This is a genomic window from Kitasatospora sp. NPDC056783, from assembly GCF_042789895.1.
GTDB lineage: Bacteria > Actinomycetota > Actinomycetes > Streptomycetales > Streptomycetaceae > Kitasatospora.
Window position 1 is genome coordinate 1 of sequence record NZ_JBHUAF010000110.1, and the last position, 22,307, is coordinate 22,307.

The window sequence follows — 22,307 nt, forward strand, 5'->3', positions numbered from 1 at the left end:
AGGCTCGGGCGGGTGAGCACCCCACATCCCTTCCCCGACCTGCGCGGCGCCGCCACCGGCGTCGGTTCGCTGCCCGGCACCGACGCCCGGGAGGCCGCCAAGACCGCCACCGGCGCGCTGGAGCACCTGCCGTTCCTGCCCGAGCTGCCCGCGCGCGGGCCGGGCGCCGACATGATCGGGCGCGGCGCCGGCCTGCTGGTCGAGCTGTTCGCGCAGACCGAGCCGAGCGGCTGGCGGTTCACCGACCGCCCGGGCCGGGACACCCGGCGCGCCCACTCCTGGCTCGGCGAGGACCTGGACGCCCTGGAGGAGTTCACCCAGGGCTACCAGGGGGCGCTCAAGGTCCAGGCCGTCGGCCCCTGGACGCTGGCGGCGAGCATCGAGCTCAAGCACGGCGAGAAGGCCCTCGCCGACCCGGGCGCCTGCCGGGACATCGCCGGCTCGCTCACCGAGGGCCTGCGCCGACACCTCGCGGACGTCCGCAAGCGGGTGCCGGGCGCCGAGGTCGTCCTCCAGCTGGACGAGCCCTCGCTGCCCGCCGTGCTGGCCGGGTCGGTGAAGACCGCCAGTGGTTTCCAGCGGCTGCGCGCCGTCGACCGGCAGGTCGCCGAGGAGGTGCTGCGGGAGACCGTCCGGGGCCTGGACGCGCCCGTGGTGGTGCACAGCTGCGCGCCGGAGGTCCCGGTGCCGCTGCTGCGCAGGGCCGGCGTCGCCGGGATCTCGCTCGACTTCTCGCTCCTCACCGAGCGCCAGGACGACGATCTGGGCGAGGCGGTGGAGGGCGGCACGATGATCCTCGCCGGTGTCGTCCCCGCCACTGACCAGGCGGTGTCCGACCCTGCCGGTAGTGTCCAGGGTGTCAGGACCTTGTGGCGCAGGCTCGGGTTCGCTCCGGAGCTGCTGGGCCGCCGCGTGCTGGTGACGCCCACCTGCGGGCTGGCCGGGGCCTCCCCGGCGTACGCGCGCAGGGCGCTGTCCCAGAGCGCCCGGGCGGCACAGAGCCTGGTGGACAACCCGGAATGAGAACGTAGGAGGGCTTGCGGTGACGGCTGTCGAGGGCTGGGAGGACGTCCCGGCGGAGGTGCGCAGGCGGCACGCGGAGCTGGCGCAGGAGATCAGCGACCACCGCGCCCGGTACTACGAGCAGGACGCGCCCGTCATCAGCGACGCCGAGTTCGACGCGCTGATGCGGGAGCTGGAGGCGATCGAGGCCGAGCACCCGGCCCTGGTCACCCCGGACTCGCCGAGCCAGAAGGTCGGCGGGGCCGCGACCGTGCTGTTCGCCGAGGTCGAGCACCGGGAGCGGCTGCTCAGCCTGGACAACGCGATGGACGACGAGGAGCTGGCCGCCTGGGCCGAGCGGGTCGCCACCGAGCTGCACGGCATCGACTACCACTACCTGTGCGAGCTCAAGGTGGACGGCCTGGCCGTCAACCTCACGTACGAGAACGGCCAGTTGACGCAGGCGGCGACGCGCGGCGACGGCCGGGTCGGCGAGGACATCACCGCCAACGTCCGCACCATCAAGGAGATCCCGCACCGGCTCAAGGGGGAGAACATCCCCGAGCTGGTGGAGATCCGCGGCGAGGTCTACTTCCCGACCGAGGAGTTCGACGCGCTCAACGCCTCCTTCGCGGAGGAGAACGAGCGCCGCCGGCAGGAGAACGAGGAGCGCGCCGAGGAGGGCAAGCGGCCCCGGGCGATGATCCGGCTGTTCATGAACCCCCGCAACGCCGCCGCCGGTTCGCTGCGTCAGAAGGACCCGCACGTCACCGCCTCCCGCCCGCTGCACATGGTGGTGCACGGGATCGGCGCCCGGGTCGGCTTCGACATCGACGACCAGTCGCACGCCTACCGGCTGCTGCACGACTGGGGCCTGCCCACCGCCCGGCACAACAAGGTGGTGGGGACGCTCGCGGAGGTGCGGGCCTTCATCAAGCACTTCGGCGAGCAGCGGCACTCGGTCGAGCACGAGATCGACGGCGTCGTGGTGAAGGTGGACGAGATCGCCCTCCAGGGCCGGCTCGGCGCCACCTCCAAGTCCCCGCGCTGGGCGATCGCCTGGAAGTACCCGCCGGAGGAGGTCACCGGCAAGCTCGCCGAGATCCGGGTCGGGGTCGGCCGCACCGGCCGGGCGACGCCTTTCGCGGTGCTGGCCGAGCCGGTGAAGGTGGCCGGCTCGATGGTGCAGTACGCGACGCTGCACAACCAGGAGATCGTCAAGGCCAAGGACGTGCTGCTGGGCGACACCGTGGTCCTGCGCAAGGCCGGCGACGTCATCCCGGAGATCCTCGGCCCGGTCTACGATCTGCGGGACGGCACCGAGCAGGCCTTCGTGATGCCCTCGCACTGCCCGGAGTGCGGCACCGAGCTGCGCCCGATGTCCGAGGGGGACATCGACCTGCGCTGCCCGAACGCGCAGCACTGCCCGGCGCAGATCCGCGAGCGGATCGCCTTCCTCGGCGGGCGCTCCTGCCTGGACGTCGAGGGGCTCGGCTACGTCGCGGCCACCGCGCTGACCCAGCCGCTGGAGCCGGCCGAGGCGCCGGTGGGGAACGAGGCGGACGTCTTCCGGCTGACGGAGGAGAAGCTGCTGCCGATCAAGGTGCTGGTCCGGGACCCGAAGACGGGCATGCCGAAGCTGGACGACAGGACGGGCAAGGAGAAGGAGGTCTTCTTCTTCGCCACCACCAAGGGCGAGCCGAAGAAGTCGCTCCAGCTGCTGCTCGACAACCTGGCGGCGGCGAAGGAGCGGCCGCTGTGGCGGTTCGTCAACGGGCTGTCGATCCGGCACGTCGGCCCGGTCGCGGCGCAGGCGCTGGCCCGGGAGTTCCGCGACCTGGACCGGATCTTCGAGGCGACCGAGGAGCAGCTGGCGGCCGTCGAGGGGGTCGGCCCGACCATCGCCCGGTCGATCCGGGAGTGGTACGCGGAGGACTGGCACCGGCAGATCCTGGAGAACTGGCGGGCGGACGGCGTCCGCTTCACCGAGGAGTTCGCGGACGAGGAGGAGGGGGAGCGCCCGCTGGAGGGGCTCACCGTCGTGGTGACGGGCACCCTGGCCGGGCACACCCGGGACGGCGCCAAGGAGGCGCTGACCTCGCGCGGAGCGAAGGTGACCGGTTCCGTTTCGAAGAAGACCGATTTTGTGGTCGCCGGTGACAACCCCGGATCCAAGTACGACAAGGCTGTTCAGCTCGGCCTGCCGGTCCTGGACGACGCGGGGTTCGCCGTCCTGCTCGCCGACGGGCCCGGTGCCGCCCGTGCCCACCTGGGACTTCCGGAGCCGGAAGGGGCCGAGGAGGCGAAGAGGGAGCCCGCCGAGGACTGATCCCGAGCCGACCCGAGCGGCCGCTGAGCGGGTCGGTGTTGTTATCGTCCTGATGCAGCGTCATCGGGTGCCGCACGGTGAAAGCGGGCATTGTGTCACTGTGCGACGCCCGCGCGCGGTGGCGCGTTTCCGGTTGTCCGAAAGTCTGCCCACCGGGTGGACCCCGGCTTACCCTGGAGCGCAACAGAGTGTCAGCAGGGGTGGGGGCACCGGCTGGGCCGGTGCTCCTCGGGGTCGCTCCATGCCCGGCAGCTGTCGGTACCGGCACGGTGCCTCACCGTAAGGCGGCCTGACGGGGCGGGCCCGACGGAGGACAGGGCTTATGGATGGTACGACCGGCGGTGCGCCCACACGCCCGCCGCAGGGGGTGGCGGGTGCGGTCCTGCTGCTCGGCGTGCTGCTGGCCGGAGCCGCGCCGCTCATCCCGCTGGCCGTCCTGGTCTACCGGTACGAACCCGAGTTGCTGCCGCTGTTCGCCGTGCCCCTGGCGGTGCTGGTGGCGGCCTGGCGGATCGCCCGGGACCGCGCCCGCGACCAGCTGACCGACCCGCTGACGGACCTGCCCAACCGTCAGGCCTTGCTGCTGGCCGCCCAGGAGGCGATCGCGGAGTGTGAACAGGGCTACAGCGTCGGTCTCATCCTGCTCGACCTCGACCGCTTCCGATCGCTCAACGACACACTCGGTCATACGGCCGGGGACCGGCTGCTGGTTCACATCGCCCGCCGGCTGCACCGGGCACTGCGCTCCGGCGGCCCGGCCGGCAGCGCCACCCGGGAGTCCATCGACGACGTCTTCGCCGGTCTGCCCCGGCACTACCGCCGCGGCCGCCCGATGGTGGCCCGGATGGGCGGCGACGAGTTCGCCGTCCTGCTGCCCGGCATCAACTGCCCGGACAGCCTGGAACGGGTCGCCAAGGCACTGATCGCCGAACTCGCCGCCCCGATCCGGCTGGACGGGCTGCTGCTCGTCCTGGAGGCCTGCGGCGGCGTCTGCGTCTACCCGCAGCACGCCCAGGACGCCGAGTCGCTGCTGCGCCGCGCCGACGTCGCGATGGGCCACGCCCAGCGCGGACGCAGCGGCGTCGCCCAGTACGACGAGACCCAGGACGCCGACACCCCGTACCGGATCGAGCTGCTGGGGGACCTGCGCCGGGCGCTGGAGACCGGCGAGGTGCAGCTGCACTACCAGCCGAAGGTGGCCTTCGACGGCCGGGTGGTCGGCCTGGAGGCGCTGCTGCGCTGGGAGCGGCCCGGCCAGGGGAAGGTCTCGCCGGACGAGTTCGTCGGGCTCGCCGAGTCCAGCGGCCTGATGCCCCGGCTCACCGACTACGTGCTGGAGGCGGCCGTCGGCCAGCTCGCGTACTGGCGCGACCAGGGCCTCCAGGTGCAGGTCGCGGTCAACGTCTCGCCGCGCGACGTGCTCAACCCCGGCTTCGCCCAGCGCGTGGCCGGACACCTGGTGCGCCACCAGGTGCCGGCCCACGCGCTCCAGCTGGAGATCACCGAACGGCTGCTGCTGGACGACTCCCGGCGGGCCGCGGACACCCTGGCGGAGCTGCGCGGCTACGGCGTAGGGATGTCCCTGGACGACTTCGGCACCGGGCACTCCTCGCTGGTGCGGCTGCGCAGCCTGCCGGTCGGCGAGCTGAAGATCGACCGTTCCTTCGTCTCCCGGATGGTCGCCGACGACCACGACGCGGCGGTGGTCCGCTGCTCGGTGGAGCTCGCCCACTCGCTGGGCCTGACCGTGGTCGCCGAGGGCGTCGAGGACGACGAGACCTGGGAGCGGCTGCACTGCATGGGTGTGGACGCCGTCCAGGGCTGGCTGGTGTCGGCCGCGCTGCCGGCCGAGCAGGCCACCGCCTGGCTGCGGGTGCACCGCACCGGCGCCCCGCCGGTGGAGCGGCTGGGCGTGCCGCCCCAGCTGCACGCCGGCTTCCAGCCGGGCCAGGGCGGTGCCAGGCCGCCGGTGCGGCCGCCGACGCTCCCGCCCGTCCGGCCGCCGGTGCGGCCGCCCGCCATTCCGCCCGTCCGGCCGCCGGTGACCCAGGTGGTGCCGACCGGGCACCTGGAGGTCAAGGCCCCGGGGCCGCAGGGCTGGGCCCGCAGCGGCCCGCAGTAGGCCCTCCTCCGCCACCCCGCCGCCGACCACGGTGAGCCGCGGCCGTCCCCTCGACGGCGTCCGCCGGACGCCGCGGCCGGGCCGGTGACGGGCGCCCCGGATCACGTGTTGGCCGGTGCACGGGCCGGGCCCCATAGGATGGGGTCCAAAGACCACGAGGACGGAGCGGCGAACCCGGCTGCTCCTGCCCGGGCCCGGCACCGCCGCGAGGCACCGCCGGGCCTCACCAGAACTCACCCTGAGGATCGCTGCATGCCTGGCATCACGCGCGAGGAGGTCGCCCACCTCGCCCGGCTGTCGCGTCTTGAGCTGAAGCCCGAAGAGCTGGACCACTTCGCCGAGCAGCTCGACGTGATCATCGGCGCGGTCGCCCGCGTTTCCGAGGTCGCCGGACAGGACGTCCCGCCGACCTCCCACCCGCTGCCGCTGACCAACGTCATGCGTGCCGACGAGGTGCGGCCGTCGCTCACCCCGGAGCAGGCGCTGTCCGGCGCCCCCGCCGCCGAGGAGCAGCGTTTTCGCGTGCCGCAGATTCTCGGGGAGGACTGACCGAAATGACCGAGCTGAACCCCACCCCGATCAAGTGGACCGCCGCCGAGACGGCCTCCGCCATCGCCAAGGGCGAGGTGTCCGCCGTCGAGGTCGCGCAGGCGCACCTGGACCGCATCGACGCCGTCGACAAGAAGGTCAACGCCTTCCTGCACGTCGACACCGAGGGCGCGCTGGCCGCGGCCAAGGCCGTCGACGACAAGCGCGCCAAGGGCGAGGAGCTGGGCCCGCTGGCCGGCGTCCCGCTCGCGCTCAAGGACGTCTTCACCACCAAGGGCATCCCGACCACCTGTGGGTCGAAGATGCTCGAAGGCTGGATCCCGCCGTACGACGCCACGCTGACCAGCCGTCTGAAGAACGCGGACGTGGTCATCCTCGGCAAGACCAACATGGACGAGTTCGCGATGGGCTCCTCCACCGAGAACTCGGCGTACGGCCCGACCGGCAACCCGTGGGACCTCACCCGCATCCCCGGCGGCTCCGGCGGCGGTTCGGCCGCCGCGCTGGCCGCCTTCGAGGCCCCGCTGGCGATCGGCACCGACACCGGCGGCTCGATCCGCCAGCCCGGCGCCGTCACCGGCACCGTCGGCGTCAAGCCGACCTACGGCTCGGTGTCCCGCTACGGCCTGGTGGCGTTCTCCTCCTCGCTCGACCAGGGCGGCCCGTGCGCCCGCACCGTGCTGGACGCGGCGCTGCTGCACGAGGCCATCGCCGGGCACGACCCGCTGGACTCCACCTCGATCGACGCGCCGGTCCCCGCCGTGGTCGAGGCCGCGAAGATGCGCGACATCCGCGGCATGCGGATCGGCGTCGTCAAGGAGTTCGCCGGCGAGGGCTACCAGGCCGGCGTGATGCAGCGCTTCGACGAGTCGGTGGAGCTGCTGCGCGAGCTGGGCGCCGAGGTCGTCGAGGTCTCCTGCCCGTCCTTCACCCTGGCGCTGCCGGCGTACTACCTGATCGCCCCGTCGGAGTGCTCCTCCAACCTGGCCCGCTTCGACGCCATGCGCTACGGCCTGCGGGTCGGCGACGACGGCTCGCGCTCGGCCGAGGAGGTCACCGCGCTGACCCGCGAGGCCGGCTTCGGCGACGAGGTCAAGCGCCGCATCATCCTGGGCACCTACGCGCTGTCCTCGGGCTACTACGACGCCTACTACGGCTCGGCCCAGAAGGTCCGCACGCTCATCTCGCGGGACTTCGACGCCGCCTTCGCCGGCGTGGACGTCCTGGTCTCGCCGACCACGCCGACCACCGCCTTCCCGATCGGCGAGCGCGCCGACGACCCGATGGCGATGTACCTGGCCGACCTGTGCACGATCCCGTCGAACCTGGCGGGCAACGCGGCCATGTCGCTGCCGGTCGGCCTGGCCCCGGAGGACAATCTCCCGGTCGGCCTCCAGATCATCGCGCCCGCGATGGCGGACGACCGCCTGTACCGCGTGGGCGGCGCCGTCGAGGCCGCACTCAACGACAAGTGGGGGCACACCCTGCTGGAGGAGGCACCGGCACTGTGAGCAAGATCGAGAAGGCGAAGACCCAGTCGGCTTCGCTCAAGGGCTTCAAGCACTCCAAGCCCGGGCTGTGGCTGTCCATCGGCACCAGCGCGTTCGGCGCGGTCTCCATCGCCAAGGACGTCCGCAAGGCCCGTGAGGAGAGCGACACCCTCAAGCTGGTCAACGCGCTGGTCGGCGCGGCCGCGCTGATCACCGGCACCGCCCTGCTGGTGCGCGAGCTGCGCCGGCTGGGCTCCGACGACGTGCTGCTGGGCTGAACCGAGTGCGCCCCGGCCCGGCCCCGCGCGCCGCGGCGGCCGGGCCCGTACCTCCCAAGCTTCAAGTGAGAAGGGACGCTGTGAGCGTCATGAACCTGGTCTCCTACGAGGACGCTCTCGCGTCGTACGACCCGGTGATGGGCCTTGAGGTCCACGTCGAGCTGGGTACCAAGACCAAGATGTTCTGTGGTTGCTCGACCGAGCTGGGTGCCGAGCCGAACAGCCAGACCTGCCCGACCTGCCTGGGCCTGCCCGGTTCGCTGCCGGTGGTCAACGCGATCGGCGTCGAGTCGGCCGTCAAGATCGGCCTGGCGCTGAACTGCGAGATCGCCGAGTGGTGCCGGTTCGCGCGGAAGAACTACTTCTACCCGGACATGCCCAAGAACTTCCAGACCTCGCAGTACGACGAGCCGATCGCCTTCAACGGCTACCTCGACGTGCAGCTGGAGGACGGCTCGACCTTCCGCGTGGAGATCGAGCGCGCCCACATGGAGGAGGACACCGGCAAGTCCAGCCACGTCGGCGGGGCCACCGGCCGCATCCACGGCGCCACCCACTCGCTGCTCGACTACAACCGGGCCGGCATTCCGCTGATCGAGATCGTCACCAAGCCGATCGAGGGCGCCGGTGAGCGCGCCCCCGAGGTCGCCAAGGCGTACGTCGCCGAGCTGCGCGAGGTGATCCGCTCGCTGGGCGTCTCCGAGGCCCGGATGGACAAGGGCCAGATGCGCTGCGACGTCAACCTGTCGCTGCGCCCGAACGGCACCGAGAAGTTCGGCACCCGCTCGGAGACCAAGAACGTCAACTCCCTGCGCAGCGTGGAGCGGGCCGCCCGGTTCGAGATCCAGCGGCACGCCACGGTGCTGACCGACGGCGGGACCATCGTCCAGGAGACCCGCCACTTCCACGAGGACAACGGCTCCACGACCTCGGGCCGGATCAAGGACAACGCCGAGGACTACCGCTACTTCCCCGAGCCGGACCTGGTGCCGGTGGCCCCCGCCCGTGCGTGGGTCGAGGAGCTGCGCGCCGCCCTGCCCGAGCTGCCGCGGGTGCGCCGCGCCCGGCTGCAGGCCGAGTGGGGCCTGTCCGACAAGGACATGCAGTCGGTGCTCAACGCCGGTGCGGTCGGTCCGATCCAGGAGACCATCGCGGCCGGTGCCCCGGCCGACCAGGCCCGCAAGTGGTGGATGGGCGAGCTGGCCCGCCGCGCCAACGAGACCGGCACCGAGCTGAGCGAGCAGCCGATCACCCCGGCGCAGGTCGCCCGGGTCACCGCGCTGGTCGCCGAGGGCAAGCTGAACGACAAGCTGGCCCGCCAGGTCATCGAGGGCGTGCTGGCCGGCGAGGGCGAGCCGGACGAGATCGTCGAGAAGCGCGGTCTGGCCGTGGTCTCGGACGACTCCGCGCTGGGCGCCGCCGTCGACCAGGCCATCGCCGAGAACGAGGCGATCGCCGCCAAGATCCGCGACGGCAAGGTCCAGGCCGTGGGCGCGCTGGTCGGCGCGGTCATGAAGGCCACCCGCGGCCAGGCGGACGCCGCCCGCGTGAAGGACCTGATCCTGGAGCGGCTTGCCGTGGAGGGTCAGTAGGCACAGCCTGGAGCGGCTTGCCGTGGAGGGTCAGTAGGCACAGCCTGGAGAATCCGGGTCGGTCTCAGCGTCAACCCCGCCTTCCTAAGGCATCTAAGGCGTCTAAGGCCCTCTAAGTAAGGCCTAAGGCCCTGTCTCACCTCTAGAACTAGGTGAGGCAGGGCCTTAAACCTTTTCCGGTGCCCCATCTAAGGCATCCGGCCTTCGAAACATCGGGCACGCTCCCGATGTGGCCACCCCCGCTGGGAGAGGAAGCTCTTACTCGTCAGGAAGACGACGGAGCGAAACCCACAGGGGGAACCGAAGTGATCGAGTACCAGACCTTCCAGCAACAGGCCCACGAGCTCGCGGCCCGTGCCGAACACGAGCGCCTGGTGCGCGAGGCGAAGGAGGCCCGCCGGCTGCGGCAGCGTCCGGTCGCCGCGCGCTTCCAGCGGCGCCCCGTGCGCCAGGCCGAATGCTGACGGCTCGGCACCACGACGGTGCCGAGGTGGTCACGGAGGGGGAGACGCTGCGAGTGAGCGTCTCCCCCTCCGGGCGTTCGCCAGGGGAGATAACCCCTCCTCCGGGCCCCACCGGCTATGGCATGCTCGCCTCCATGCAGCAGATGTCGGTCAGCCCCGTCTTCGTCGGCCGTGGCAGCGAGATCACCGAGCTGACCGCCGCGCTGCGCCGCGCGGGCACCGGCAGCCCGCAGACCGTCCTGATCGGCGGCGAGGCGGGGGTCGGCAAGACCCGGCTGCTGGAGGAGTTCCTGGAGCGGGCCGCCGCCCAGGGCGCGGTCACCCCGCTCGGCAGCTGTCTGGAGGTCGGCGCCGAGGGCCTGCCGTACGCACCGCTGGCCGCCGCGCTGCGCCGGCTGCACCGCTCGCTGGGCGCCGAACTGGAGGCCGCCGCGGCCGGCAGCGAGGGCCACCTCGCCCAGCTGATCTCCGAGTTCGGCGAGGCGGACGGCGAACCCAACGACGAGTACGGCCGGGCCCGGCTGTTCGAGCACACCGCGAGGCTGTTCGAGCGGCTCGGCGCGGAGCGTACCCTCGTCCTCGCCATCGAGGACCTGCACTGGTCCGACCGCTCCACCCGCGAGCTGCTCGCCTTCCTGGTCCGCACCCTGCACCGCTCCCGGGTGCTGCTGGTCGCCACGTACCGCACCGACGACCTGCACCGCCGGCACCCGCTGCGCCCCTTCCTGGCCGAGCTCGAACGGCTGCGCACCGTCCAGCGGCTGGAGCTGGCGCGGTTCGACCGCCGCGAGGTGGCCGCCCAGCTGGCCGGCATCCTCGGCACCGCCGCCCCCGACCGCCAGCTGGTGGACCGCATCCACCGCCGCTCGGAGGGCAACCCGTTCTTCGTCGAGGAACTGGCCACCGCCTTCGAGGACGGCTGCGGCGCCGGGCTGACCGACTCGCTGCGGGACATCCTGCTGGTGCGGGTCGAGGGCCTGGACGAGGAGGCCCAGCGGGTGGTGCGGATCGCCGCCGAGGGCGGCTCGCACGTCGAACACGCCCTGCTGGCCGCCGTCCTGGACGACGAGGAGGCGCTGATCGAGGCGCTGCGGGCGGCCGTCGGGGCCAACATCCTGCGGCCGGACAGCGAGGGCGAGGGCTACCGGTTCCGGCACGCGCTGGTCCGCGAGGCCGTCTCGGACGACCTGCTGCCCGGTGAACGGCACCGGATCAACCGCAAGTTCGCGCTCGCGGTGGAGGCCCAGCCGCAGCTGGTCCCCGGCGACGCGCTGGCCGCCCGGCTGGCCAACTACTGGTACCACGCGCACGATCCGGCCCGCGCCCTGCCGACCGCCCTGGACGCCGCCCGCGCGGCCCGCCGGCGCAACGCCTTCGCCGAGCAGCTCGGCATGCTGGAACGGGCGCTGGAGCTGTGGGACCAGGTCTCCGAGGAGGTGCTGGCGCACACCCTGCGCCCGTACGACTGGGCCGAGACCTACCCGCCCGGCTCCTGTGACGAGGGGTCGGCCGGCGAGGACTGCGACCGGATCCAGCTGGTCGACGTGCTGGCCGAGGCGGTGGTCGCGGCCCGGCGCTGCGGTGACCGCGAGCGCGGCCTGAGCCTGGCCAAGCGCGGCATCCGGCTGGTCGACGAGGCCGAGCACCCGGTGCGCGCGGCCTGGTTCCGGATCAACCGGGCCCGGATGCTGGGCAACCTCCGCCGCTCCGGCGACGACGAGGAGATCGCCCACGCCCACCGGCTGGTGGAGCACCTGCCGCCGTCCGCCGTGCAGGCCGAGGTGTTCGCGCTCAGCGCCAACTCCGCCATGCTCAAGACGCCCGGACCCGAGCACATCGAGCTGACCGAGCGGGCCATCCGGATCGCCCGGGAGGTCGGCGCGACCTCGGTCGAGGTGCACGCCCGGATGACCCTCGGCAGCCTGCGCTACGACGTGCAGGCCGACGCCGAGGGAGGGCTGGCCGAACTCGCCGGCGCGGTCGAGCGGGCCCGCGAGCTGGGCGTGCCGGACCTGCTGCTGCGCGGCATCAACAACCTGGCCAGCATGCAGCGCGGACTGGGCCGGTCCGAGGAGGCCGCCGAACTGAGCCGGGAGGGCCTGGAGTTCGCGGACGGCAAGGGCCTGCTGCGCAACATCGGCACCATCCTGACCGGCAACCTGGCCGAGGCGCTGACCGACCTCGGACGGGTGCGGGAGGCCGTCGAGGTGCTCGCCGCCTGCGAGCTGACCAGCCCGGGCGGCACCCACGCCGAGTTCCTGGACCGGATACGCGGCGAACTCGCCCTGCTCCAGGGGGACCTGCCCACCGCCGGGACCATGCTGGCGCAGGCCCGGGCGGCCAACCGGATCGGCCAGGCCCAGCACAGCGTGCCGATCAGCCGGCTGGCCGTTCGGCTCGCCGCGCACGCCGGAAGGCCGCTGGAGGCCCGGGCCGAACTGCTCGCCGTGCTCGCGGACGAGGGGCGGACCGGCTCGGAGTCCGACGTCTACCCGCTGCTGGCCGAGGCCGCCGGGGTGGAGGCGGACAGCCGGGGCCTGCCGCAGGCCGCGGCGGGCCGCCCGGAGGCGCTGGCCGCGATCGCCGCGGTGGCGGCCGGGCTGCGGCCCCGGGCGCCACTGCAGCACGGCTGGGCCCGGCTGCTGGAGGCCGAACTGGCCCGTGCCGAGGGCGCGGACACCCCCGCGGGGTGGACCGCCGCGGTCGAGGCGCTGCGGCCGACCGGCCTGCCGTACCCGCTGGCGCTCGCGCTGCTGCGGGCCGGCGAGGCCGAGGTGCAGGCCGGGCGGCGCGAGGCCGGCGCCGAACTGCTGCGCGAGGCGGCCGAACTGGCGGCCGTCCGGGAGGACCGGCCGCTCGGCGGGCAGATCGCCGCCCTGGCCGATCGGGCCGGGCTGAACCTCGCCCCGGCGGGGCGGACCGCCGCCGCGAAGGTGCCCGCCCCGGCCGCCGGCGACTCCTTCAACCTCACCCCGCGTGAGCGGGACGTGCTGCGGCTGCTCGCGCGCGGCTGGACGAACCGGCAGATCGCCGAGGAACTGTACATCTCTCCGAAGACCGCGAGTGTGCACGTTTCCAACATCCTCGGCAAGCTCGCGGTCGGCGGCCGGGGCGAGGCGGCCGCGCTGGCGCACCGGCTGCGGCTGTTCCCGGACGACCTGGCTCCCTCGGGCCGCTGAGGGCCGCCCCCTCGGGCTGCCGGGCGCCGCCCCGGGGCCGCTGAGCGGCGCTCCACCGGCTGTCCGACGCTCCGCCGCCGGCCCGGACCGGCCGTTCGTCCACCCCACTACCGGTGTTCGGGCGCCGCCGCGTGCTCCCGTGCGCGCCGCGTGAGCCCCTGCCCGCGCGCCGCCGCCAACCGGGCCGATCCGTAGGAATCAGGGGCATTTCCCCACCCTTTCGCCATTACTCTAAGTTGAGTGTGCGTGTCGTTGAGTGACGGAATTGGTGTAGGGTCCCTTTTGGGAGCATCGGTACGGTGTGGCGGTCGGCAGGCCGCCCACCCCCTGGGCCGCCGTCCTGACGGGGCGCCAGGCCATCGCGTACGTCCGAGAGGTGCGCGGCCGGTGGCCCGTGGCCGGGGCGCGAGGCCCCGGGCCGGAGGGGGAGAGGCCGAGTGAGCTCCACCGAAACGGTGCTGCCCGGAACCGGACGCCCGGGAGCGCCGCACACCGACACGTCCGTCGTCGACGTGTCCGCGATCGCCCGCTGCCGCGTGCTGCGCCGGCTCCGGGAGAGCCGCGGGCTGCCCGGACTGGTCCTGGGGGTGCTCTGCCTGGCCTACGCCAGTGGCGCCGCCGTCGGCTGGGGATCGCGCCAACTGTCGGTCTTCATGGGTGACTTCGGCCTGGCCGCGGCGGCCCTGGCGGCCGCGCTCTCCTGTCTGGTGTTCGGCTGCGCGGTCGGCGGCCACGCCCGCCCGGCCTGGCTGCTGTTCGGTCTCTCCTCGCTCATGGTCGCCTTCGGCAACGGCACCTGGGGCTGGTACGAGCTGGTGGTGCGCACCCCGCTGCCCCAGGAGTCGCTCGCCGAGTACGCCTTCCTGCTGTTCGCCCCGCTCGCCATCACCGGCGTCCTGGTGCTCGCCCAGCACCCGCGCACGGCGGCCGGCTGGCTCTGCCTGCTGCTCGACGGCTGGCTGATCGCCGGCTCGCTGTTCACCCTCAGCTGGAGCCTGGCGCTCGGCCGGATCGCGGCCGGCGAGGACGGCTCCCCGCTGCGCCTGGCCCTCAACCTGGCCTACCCGGTGCTGGACATCCTGCTGGTCAGCCTGGTGGTCGGGCTGCGCTTCGGCGGCCGGGACGGCAACCGGGCCGCCGTGCACACCGCGATGCTGGCGCTCGCCGTCACCGTCACCTGCGACGCCCTGTTCACCTCCCCGGAGCTGCGCAGCAGCTACCACTCGGGCGAACTCCTGGACGCCGGCTGGTTCTCCGGCAGCCTGCTGCTGGCCTGGGCGCCGTGGTCGCCGCGCTGGCGCCGCCCCACCCGTGAGCACCCCTCGGCCGGCGGCCTGCCGCGCCGCCGGGTCGCCACCACCTTCAGCGCGCTGACCCCGTACGCGGCCGCCGCGGTCTGTACCGCCGGCATCCTCTACAACGCCCTCGGCGGACGGGAGTTGGACCGCGTGGTGGCCGCGGCCGCGTGCACCGTCGGGCTGGCACTGATCCTGCGGCAGGGCGTGATGCTGCTGGACAACCTGTCGCTGGCCCAGGAACTCGCCCACAAGGAGGCGCACTTCCGCTCCCTGGTGCAGGGCTCCAGCGACGTCATCATGATCGCCGGCGGCAACGGCGTGCTCTCCTACGTCTCGCCGGCCGCGCTCGGCGTCTACGGGCGGGACCCCGAGGGGCTGGTCGGCGGCAACCTGCTGGACCTGGTCCACCCCGAGGATGTCGGCCGGGTGCTGTCCGAGGTCCGCCGCTACCTCGCCAGGGTCCGGCTCACCACCCACCGCAGCCCCGGCACCGCCGAGCTCTCCACCCGGGTCGAGTGCCGGATCAGCTCCGGGGCCGGCGAGTGGCTGCACGTCGAGTCCACCGTCAGCCGGCACCGCGACGGCCTGCTGCTCAACAGCCGGGACGTCACCGAACGCGTCATGCTCCAGGCCCAGTTGCAGCACAACGCGTTCCACGACCCGCTCACCGACCTGCCCAACCGGGCGCTGTTCACCCAGCGGCTGCGGGCCGCCCTCGGCGCCCGCGGCCAGCAGGGCGAGACGGGCGCCGGGATCGCGGTGCTCTTCCTCGACCTGGACGGCTTCAAGGCGGTCAACGACACCGCCGGGCACCAGGTCGGCGACGAGCTGCTGGTGCAGGCCGCCCGGCGGCTCCAGGCGGCCGTCCGCTGCGGGGACACCGTCGCCCGGTTCGGCGGCGACGAGTTCGCCGCGCTGGTCTGCGGCCGGCTCGGCCGCCTCCAGGTCCAGGAACTGGCCGAGCGGCTGCGCCTCGCGCTCTCCGAGCCGTACTGGATCGGCGGCGCCGAACTCAGCGTCGCCGCCAGCATCGGCATCGCCTTCGGCACCCCGGAGCGCGGCCCGGCGGCCGACCCCAGAGCCGCCGCCGACGAGCTGATGCGCAACGCCGACCTGGCGATGTACCGGGCCAAGTCCGAGGGCAAGGGCCGGGTGGTGCTCTACACCCCCGCGATGCGGGCCGACCTGGAGCGCCGCACCGAGTTGGAGGAGCGGCTGCGGCTGGCCGTCCGGGAGGGCGGCTTCACGCTGCTCCACCAGCCCGTGGTGGACCTCGGCAGCGGCAACGTGACCAGCGTCGAGGCCCAGGCCCGCTGGCGCTCGGTGGGCGGTTTGCTGCTCACCCCGGCCGAGTTCCTGCGTTCGGCCGACCACGGCGACGCGGCCACCCGGTTCTCCCGCTGGCTGGTCATGGAGGCGGTCACCGCGGCCGCCGAGCGGCGCGGCCTGACCGGCCGGGGCCGCGGCGTGCCGGAGCCCGTCCCGGTGTCCGTCCGGCTCACCGTCGAGCGGCTCTGCTCGCCGGGCCTGTACGAGACGGTGGCCGCGGCGCTGCGGGACAGCGGGCTCCCGGCCGACGAGCTGGTGATCGAGGTGGCCCGGATGGGCCCGGACTCGCTCGCCGACGAACTCGGCCGCCGGCTCTCCGCCCTGCGCGGCCTCGGCGTCTCCACCTGGCTCGCCGGGTACGGCGCCGGCGGCGGCTCGCTCGGCGCCCTCGCCCGGCTCCCGCTGGACGGCCTCAAACTGGACCGCACGCTCGTCCAGGACCTCGGCGAGTCCCCGCTCAGCCGCACCCTCGCCGGGCACGCGCTGCGGCTCGGCCGGGACCTCGGGATGACCACCGCCGCCGAGGGCGTGGACCTGCCCCGCCAGGCCGCCGCGCTGCGGGAGCTGGGCTGCGGGCGGGCCCAGGGCTCGGTCTTCGCCCCGCCGCTGGACGAGCCCCGGCTGCGCCGCGCGCTGGCCCGCCGCGGCTCCCCGCCGGCCGTGCCGCAGGGCGCCGCCCCCGACCGCCGTCCGCACCCGGCCGCCGCCGGCGACACCCGGACGAGTGGCCCGGCGAACGGTCGGACGGGCGCCGCGCCGGGACGTGGCGCAGATCACCACGGCGGTTCTGACCTGCCCGAACGCCGTGCCGCTACCGGCCCGTCGAGCGGTCCGCATGGCGAGACGGCCGTCCCACCTGCTTGACATGCCGCCCCGCACGGGAGGAAGGTCATTGCCATGCGCACCCGAATTCTCGTACTTGGCGGGCGCGTCGGCTGAGTGGGCTCGTACGCCCTCCTCGTGACAGACCGACGCGCCACCCCTCGCATGCCCTTGGGCACGAGGGGTTTTTTGTTGCACTGACGCTGTTCCACCTCCGCAAGACCCCTGGCCTCGACCGCCCGAGCACGTCCGACTCGTCGGCTCAAACGGGACGATTGAGGCAGAGCCGGCGATCGACCCGGACCGGGACCCCACCCTCGCAGCACCGGGGCCCGCAGCACCGGGTCGGCAAAATCCGAGAAGAGACAGGCAGATGACCGAGCACGCCGCTTCCCCCCGCCGCGGGGACAACCCGGCCGCCAACGCTCCCGCTCCCCAGCACGTCGTCGAGACCATGACCGGCGCCCAGTCGCTCATCCGCTCGCTGGAGGCCGTCGGTGCGGACACCGTCTTCGGCATCCCGGGCGGGGCCATCCTTCCCGCGTACGACCCCCTGATGGACTCCGTCAAGGTGCGCCACATCCTGGTCCGGCACGAGCAGGGTGCCGGCCACGCCGCCACCGGCTACGCCCAGGCCACCGGCCGGGTCGGGGTCTGCATGGCGACCTCCGGACCGGGCGCGACCAACCTGGTCACCCCGATCGCCGACGCCTACATGGACTCGGTGCCGGTCGTCGCGATCACCGGCCAGGTCTCCTCGAAGGCGATCGGCACTGACGCCTTCCAGGAGGCGGACATCTGCGGCATCACGATGCCGATCACCAAGCACAACTACCTGGTCACCGACCCGGCCGAGATCCCCCGGGTGATCGCCGAGGCCTTCCACATCGCCGCCACCGGCCGTCCCGGCCCGGTCCTGGTCGACATCGCCAAGGACGCGCTCCAGGCGACCACCACCTTCCGCTGGCCGGTCGAGACCGCGCTGCCCGGCTACCGCCCGGTGACCAAGCCGCACGCCAAGCAGATCCGCGAGGCCGCGAAGATGCTGGTCGCCGCGAAGCGCCCGGTGCTGTACGTCGGCGGCGGTGTGATCAAGGCGGGGGCCACCGCCGAGCTGCGGATCCTCGCCGAGCTGACCGGCGCCCCGGTGGTCACCACCCTGATGGCGCTCGGCGCCTTCCCCGACAGCCACCCGCAGCACCTGGGCATGCCCGGCATGCACGGCTCCGTCCCGGCCGTCACCGCGCTCCAGAAGTCCGACCTGCTGTTCACCCTCGGCGCCCGCTTCGACGACCGCGTCACCGGCAAGCTGGACGGCTTCGCGCCGAACGCCAAGGTCGTCCACGCCGACATCGACCCGGCCGAGATCGGCAAGAACCGCCCGGCGGACGTGCCGATCGTCGGTGACGCCCGCGAGGTGCTCGCCGACCTGATCGTCGCCGTCCAGGCGGAGTTCGACGCCGGCCACAAGGGCGACTACACCGAGTGGTGGGAGCGGCTCGACGAGTGGAAGAAGACCTACCCGCTCGGCTACGAGGCGGCCCCCGCCGGGCAGCTGTCGCCGCAGCAGGTCATCGAGCGGATCGGCCGGCTGGTCGGCCCCGAGGCGATCTACGCCGCGGGCGTGGGCCAGCACCAGATGTGGAGCTCGCAGTTCATCCGCTTCGAGAAGCCGGGCACCTGGCTCAACTCGGGTGGTGCCGGGACGATGGGCTACGCCGTCCCCGCCGCGATGGGCGCCAAGGCCGGCCGCCCGGAGAGCGCGGTCTGGGCCATCGACGGCGACGGCTGCTTCCAGATGACCAACCAGGAACTGGTCACCTGCGCCCTGAACGACATCCCGATCAAGGTCGCGGTCATCAACAACGGCTCGCTGGGCATGGTCCGGCAGTGGCAGACGCTGTTCTACAACCAGCGCTACTCCAACACCGTGCTGCACTCCGGCCCCGGACACGACGGCATCGAGCCGCCGGCCCAGGGCACCCGGATCCCCGACTTCGTCCTGCTGGCCGAGGCGATGGGCTGCGTGGGCCTGCGCTGCGAGCGCCCCGAGGACCTGGACGCGGTCATCAAGCAGGCGATGGAGATCAACGACCGCCCGGTCGTCATCGACTTCATCGTCCACCAGGACGCCATGGTCTGGCCGATGGTCGCGGCCGGCACCAGCAACGACGAGATCCAGTTCGCCAAGGGCGTGCGCCCCGACTTCGGCGACGATCTCGACTGACGGCCCTTACCCAGAACGATTGAGGAACCCCATGTCCAAGCACACCCTCTCCGTCCTGGTCGAGAACAAGCCCGGCGTGCTCGCCCGCATCGCCGCGCTGTTCTCCCGTCGGGGCTTCAACATCGACTCCCTCGCCGTCGGCTCGACCGAGCACCCGGACGTGTCCCGGATGACGATCGTGGTCAACGTCGAGGACCTCCCGCTGGAACAGGTCACCAAGCAGCTCAACAAGCTCGTGAACGTGATAAAGATCGTCGAACTCGACCAGTCCGCTGCGATCCAGCGGGAACTGGTCCTGGTGAAGGTCCGCGCCGACAACGAGACCCGGTCGCAGATCGTCGAGATCGTCCAGCTGTTCCGTGCCAAGACCGTCGACGTGTCGCCGGAAGCGGTGACCATCGAGGCCACCGGCAGCTCGGACAAGCTGGAGGCCATGCTCCGGATGCTGGAGCCTTACGGCATCAAGGAGTTGGTCCAGTCCGGCCTGGTCGCCATCGGCCGCGGCGCGCGTTCCATCACGGACCGCTCGCTGCGCGCCCTGGACCGCAGCGCGTAAACAGCGCCGTCTCGCCCTCCCGTCGCCCACCACCGCCCTTCCAACGGCGCGCTGGCGCGCGGCACCTTTCGCCCTCCCGTCGCCCACCACCGCCCTTCCAACGGCGCGCTGGCGCGCGCGGCACCTTTCGAGCAGAGACCCAACCCCCCCCCGCCGGTACGCATGCGGTGCACACCGAGTACCCGGCACCCATCACGCAAGGAGATGTGCCCCCGTGGCCGAGCTGTTCTACGAAGACGACGCCGACCTGTCCATCATCCAGGGCCGCAAGGTCGCGGTCATCGGCTACGGCAGCCAGGGCCACGCCCACGCGCTGTCGCTGCGCGACTCCGGCGCCGACGTCCGGGTCGGCCTGAAGCCGGAGTCCACGTCCCGCGCGAAGGCGGAGGAGGCCGGCCTGCGCGTCGTCACCCCGGCCGAGGCGGCGGCCGAGGCCGACGTCATCATGATCCTGGTGCCGGACCCGATCCAGGCCGACGTCTACGAGGCGGACATCGCCCCGCACCTGAAGTCCGGCGACGCCCTGTTCTTCGGCCACGGCCTGAACATCCGCTTCGGCTTCATCAAGCCCCCGGCGGACGTCGACGTCTGCATGGTCGCCCCGAAGGGCCCGGGCCACCTGGTCCGCCGCCAGTACGAGGAGGGCCGCGGCGTCCCCGCGATCGTCGCGGTCGAGCAGGACGCCTCGGGCAAGGCCTTCGACCTGGCGCTGTCGTACGCCAAGGGCCTGGGCGCCACCAAGGCCGGCGTCATCAAGACCACCTTCACCGAGGAGACCGAGACCGACCTGTTCGGTGAGCAGGCCGTCCTCTGCGGTGGCACCGCCGCCCTGGTGAAGGCCGGTTTCGAGACCCTGGTCGAGGCCGGCTACCAGCCGGAGATCGCCTACTTCGAGTGCCTGCACGAGCTGAAGCTCATCGTCGACCTGATGTACGAGGGCGGCCTGGAGAAGATGCGCTGGTCGGTCTCCGAGACCGCCGAGTGGGGCGACTACGTCACCGGCCCGCGGATCATCACCGACGCCACCAAGGCCGAGATGAAGAAGGTCCTCGCCGAGATCCAGGACGGCACCTTCGCCAACACCTGGATCGCCGAGTACAAGGCGGGTCTGCCCAAGTACAACGAGTACAAGAAGGCCGACGAGGACCACCTGCTGGAGACCACCGGCAAGAAGCTGCGCTCGCTGATGAGCTGGGTCAACGAGAACGCCTGATCCTCCTCCGGAGCCGGTTCCGGCTTCGATTTTGTAACTCCCTTGTACAAGTAGGCTGCTCTCGTCCGGGTGATTTCGCCGGACGGGAGCAGCCCGCTACCCAGCCCGTCGATACACTCCGAGTGCGCGTCAGGCCCACAGCGTCGTGCGTCTACCTACGCGGCATGCCACCTTCCCCCGCCCTCCACGCCGGCTGCGTGCTCGGGGGAACCGGACAGTTAAGGACCACACTGTCGTGAGCAAATCCGTCGTTCTGATCGCCGAAGAGCTGTCGCCCGCCACCGTGGACGCCCTCGGCCCCGACTTCGAGATCCGCCACTGCAACGGCGCCGACCGCACCGAGCTGCTGACCGCGATCGCCGACGTCGACGCGATCCTGATCCGCTCCGCCACCAAGGTCGACGCGGAGGCGCTGGCCGTCGCCCGCAAGCTCAAGGTGGTCGCCCGGGCCGGCGTCGGCCTGGACAACGTGGACGTCTCCGCCGCCACCAAGGCCGGCGTGATGGTCGTCAACGCGCCGACCTCCAACATCGTCACCGCCGCCGAGCTCGCCTGCGGCCTGCTGATCTCCGTCGCCCGCAACATCGCGCCGGCCAACGCCGCGCTCAAGCAGGGCGAGTGGAAGCGCAACAAGTACACCGGCGTCGAGCTGAGCGAGAAGACCCTCGGTGTCGTCGGCCTCGGCCGGATCGGCGTCCTGGTGGCCCAGCGGATGTCCGCGTTCGGGATGAAGATCGTCGCGTACGACCCCTACATCCAGGCCGCCCGCGCCGCGCAGATGGGCGTCAAGCTGGTCACCTTGGAGGAGCTGCTGGAGGTCTCGGACTTCATCACCGTCCACCTCCCGAAGACCCCGGAGACCATCGGCCTGATCGGCGACGACGCGCTGCACAAGGTCAAGCCGACCGTCCGCATCGTGAACGCCGCCCGCGGCGGGATCGTGGACGAGGAGGCGCTCGCCGCCGCGCTGCGCGAGGGCCGGGTGGCCGGCGCGGGCCTCGACGTGTACGCCAAGGAGCCCTGCACCGACTCCCCGCTGTTCGCCTTCGACAACGTGGTCGCCACCCCGCACCTGGGCGCCTCCACCGACGAGGCGCAGGAGAAGGCCGGCATCGCCGTCGCCAGGTCGGTGCGCCTCGCGCTGGCCGGCGAGCTGGTGCCGGACGCGGTGAACGTCCAGGGCGGCGTGATCGCCGAGGACGTCCGTCCGGGCCTGCCGCTGGCCGAGAAGCTCGGCCGGATCTTCACCGCGCTGGCCGGCGAGGTGGCCGTCCGCCTCGACGTCGAGGTTCGCGGCGAGATCACCCAGCACGATGTGAAGGTGCTCGAACTGTCCGCGCTGAAGGGCGTGTTCGAGGACGTGGTGGCGGAGACGGTGTCCTACGTCAACGCCCCGCTGTTCGCCCAGGAGCGCGGCGTCGAGGTCCGCCTGACGACCTCCAGCGAGAGCCCCGAGCACCGCAACGTGATCACCGTCCGCGGCACCCTCTCGGGCGGCGGGGAGATCGCCATCTCCGGCACGCTGGCGGGCCCCAAGCAGACCCAGAAGATCGTCGGCGTGGACGCCTTCGACGTGGACGTGGCGCTCACCGACCACATGGCCTTCTTCAAGTACGAGGACCGCCCCGGCGTGGTCGGCGTGCTCGGCCGCCACCTCGGCGACGCGGGCATCAACATCGCCGGCATGCAGGTCGCCCGCGACGGCGGCGACGCGCTGGCCTCGATCACGGTGGACACCGAGATCCCGCAGGAGGTGCTCTCGGCCATCGCCGCCGAGATCGGCGCCCGCTTCGCGCGTTCGGTCGACCTGGGCTGATCCGCCCGGCCCCCGGGCCTCCCGACCGAAGCAGCAGGGCC

14 protein-coding genes are annotated in these 22,307 nt (G+C 72.7%); all 14 read left to right on the forward strand.

What is annotated here, in order from left to right; all coding sequences use genetic code 11:
* Positions 1–12 precede the first annotated feature (12 nt).
* On the forward strand, positions 13–1,023 hold the full coding sequence (locus tag ACFRMQ_RS17985) for a methionine synthase (protein WP_380731446.1): 1,011 nt from the start codon (positions 13–15) through the stop codon (positions 1,021–1,023).
* 19 nt (positions 1,024–1,042) lie between these two features.
* Positions 1,043–3,331, forward strand: a complete 2,289-nt coding sequence (gene ligA, locus ACFRMQ_RS17990) for an NAD-dependent DNA ligase LigA (protein ID WP_380731437.1) — start codon at positions 1,043–1,045, stop codon at positions 3,329–3,331.
* Positions 3,332–3,653: 322 nt separating this feature from the next.
* On the forward strand, positions 3,654–5,453 hold the full coding sequence (locus tag ACFRMQ_RS17995) for a putative bifunctional diguanylate cyclase/phosphodiesterase (protein WP_380731438.1): 1,800 nt from the start codon (positions 3,654–3,656) through the stop codon (positions 5,451–5,453).
* A 252-nt stretch (positions 5,454–5,705) separates the two neighbouring features.
* Complete coding sequence (gene gatC, locus ACFRMQ_RS18000) at positions 5,706–6,002, forward strand: Asp-tRNA(Asn)/Glu-tRNA(Gln) amidotransferase subunit GatC (RefSeq protein WP_030057414.1); 297 nt, start codon at positions 5,706–5,708, stop codon at positions 6,000–6,002.
* 5 nt (positions 6,003–6,007) lie between these two features.
* Positions 6,008–7,513, forward strand: a complete 1,506-nt coding sequence (gene gatA, locus ACFRMQ_RS18005; protein WP_380731439.1) for an Asp-tRNA(Asn)/Glu-tRNA(Gln) amidotransferase subunit GatA — start codon at positions 6,008–6,010, stop codon at positions 7,511–7,513.
* Positions 7,510–7,770: a hypothetical protein gene (locus ACFRMQ_RS18010; RefSeq protein WP_380702767.1), complete on the forward strand. Its 261-nt coding sequence runs from the start codon at positions 7,510–7,512 to the stop codon at positions 7,768–7,770. The genes gatA and ACFRMQ_RS18010 overlap by 4 nt, the downstream gene beginning before the upstream one ends.
* A gap of 80 nt (positions 7,771–7,850) precedes the next feature.
* Positions 7,851–9,362 carry an Asp-tRNA(Asn)/Glu-tRNA(Gln) amidotransferase subunit GatB gene (gene gatB / locus ACFRMQ_RS18015; RefSeq protein ID WP_380731440.1) on the forward strand — a complete coding sequence of 504 codons (1,512 nt, stop codon included), beginning with the start codon at positions 7,851–7,853 and terminating at the stop codon, positions 9,360–9,362.
* Positions 9,363–9,667: 305 nt separating this feature from the next.
* Positions 9,668–9,826 (forward strand): hypothetical protein, encoded by a 159-nt coding sequence (locus tag ACFRMQ_RS18020; RefSeq protein WP_380731441.1) that lies wholly within the window; start codon positions 9,668–9,670, stop codon positions 9,824–9,826.
* Positions 9,827–9,960: 134 nt separating this feature from the next.
* Positions 9,961–13,005, forward strand: coding sequence for an AAA family ATPase (locus ACFRMQ_RS18025; RefSeq protein WP_380731442.1), 3,045 nt, complete (start codon positions 9,961–9,963; stop codon positions 13,003–13,005).
* A gap of 512 nt (positions 13,006–13,517) precedes the next feature.
* The gene (locus tag ACFRMQ_RS18030) at positions 13,518–16,496 is read left to right on the forward strand and encodes a putative bifunctional diguanylate cyclase/phosphodiesterase (protein ID WP_380731447.1); all 2,979 of its coding nucleotides are present in this window, start codon (positions 13,518–13,520) and stop codon (positions 16,494–16,496) included.
* 331 nt (positions 16,497–16,827) lie between these two features.
* Positions 16,828–18,681, forward strand: a complete 1,854-nt coding sequence (locus ACFRMQ_RS18035; protein ID WP_380731443.1) for an acetolactate synthase large subunit — start codon at positions 16,828–16,830, stop codon at positions 18,679–18,681.
* A 31-nt stretch (positions 18,682–18,712) separates the two neighbouring features.
* Positions 18,713–19,237, forward strand: coding sequence for an acetolactate synthase small subunit (gene ilvN, locus ACFRMQ_RS18040; protein WP_049657946.1), 525 nt, complete (start codon positions 18,713–18,715; stop codon positions 19,235–19,237).
* A 214-nt stretch (positions 19,238–19,451) separates the two neighbouring features.
* Positions 19,452–20,450 (forward strand): ketol-acid reductoisomerase, encoded by a 999-nt coding sequence (ilvC, locus tag ACFRMQ_RS18045; protein WP_380731444.1) that lies wholly within the window; start codon positions 19,452–19,454, stop codon positions 20,448–20,450.
* Between the two features lie 235 nt (positions 20,451–20,685).
* Positions 20,686–22,266 carry a phosphoglycerate dehydrogenase gene (gene serA, locus ACFRMQ_RS18050; protein WP_380731445.1) on the forward strand — a complete coding sequence of 527 codons (1,581 nt, stop codon included), beginning with the start codon at positions 20,686–20,688 and terminating at the stop codon, positions 22,264–22,266.
* The last annotated feature ends 41 nt before the right edge of the window (positions 22,267–22,307 follow it).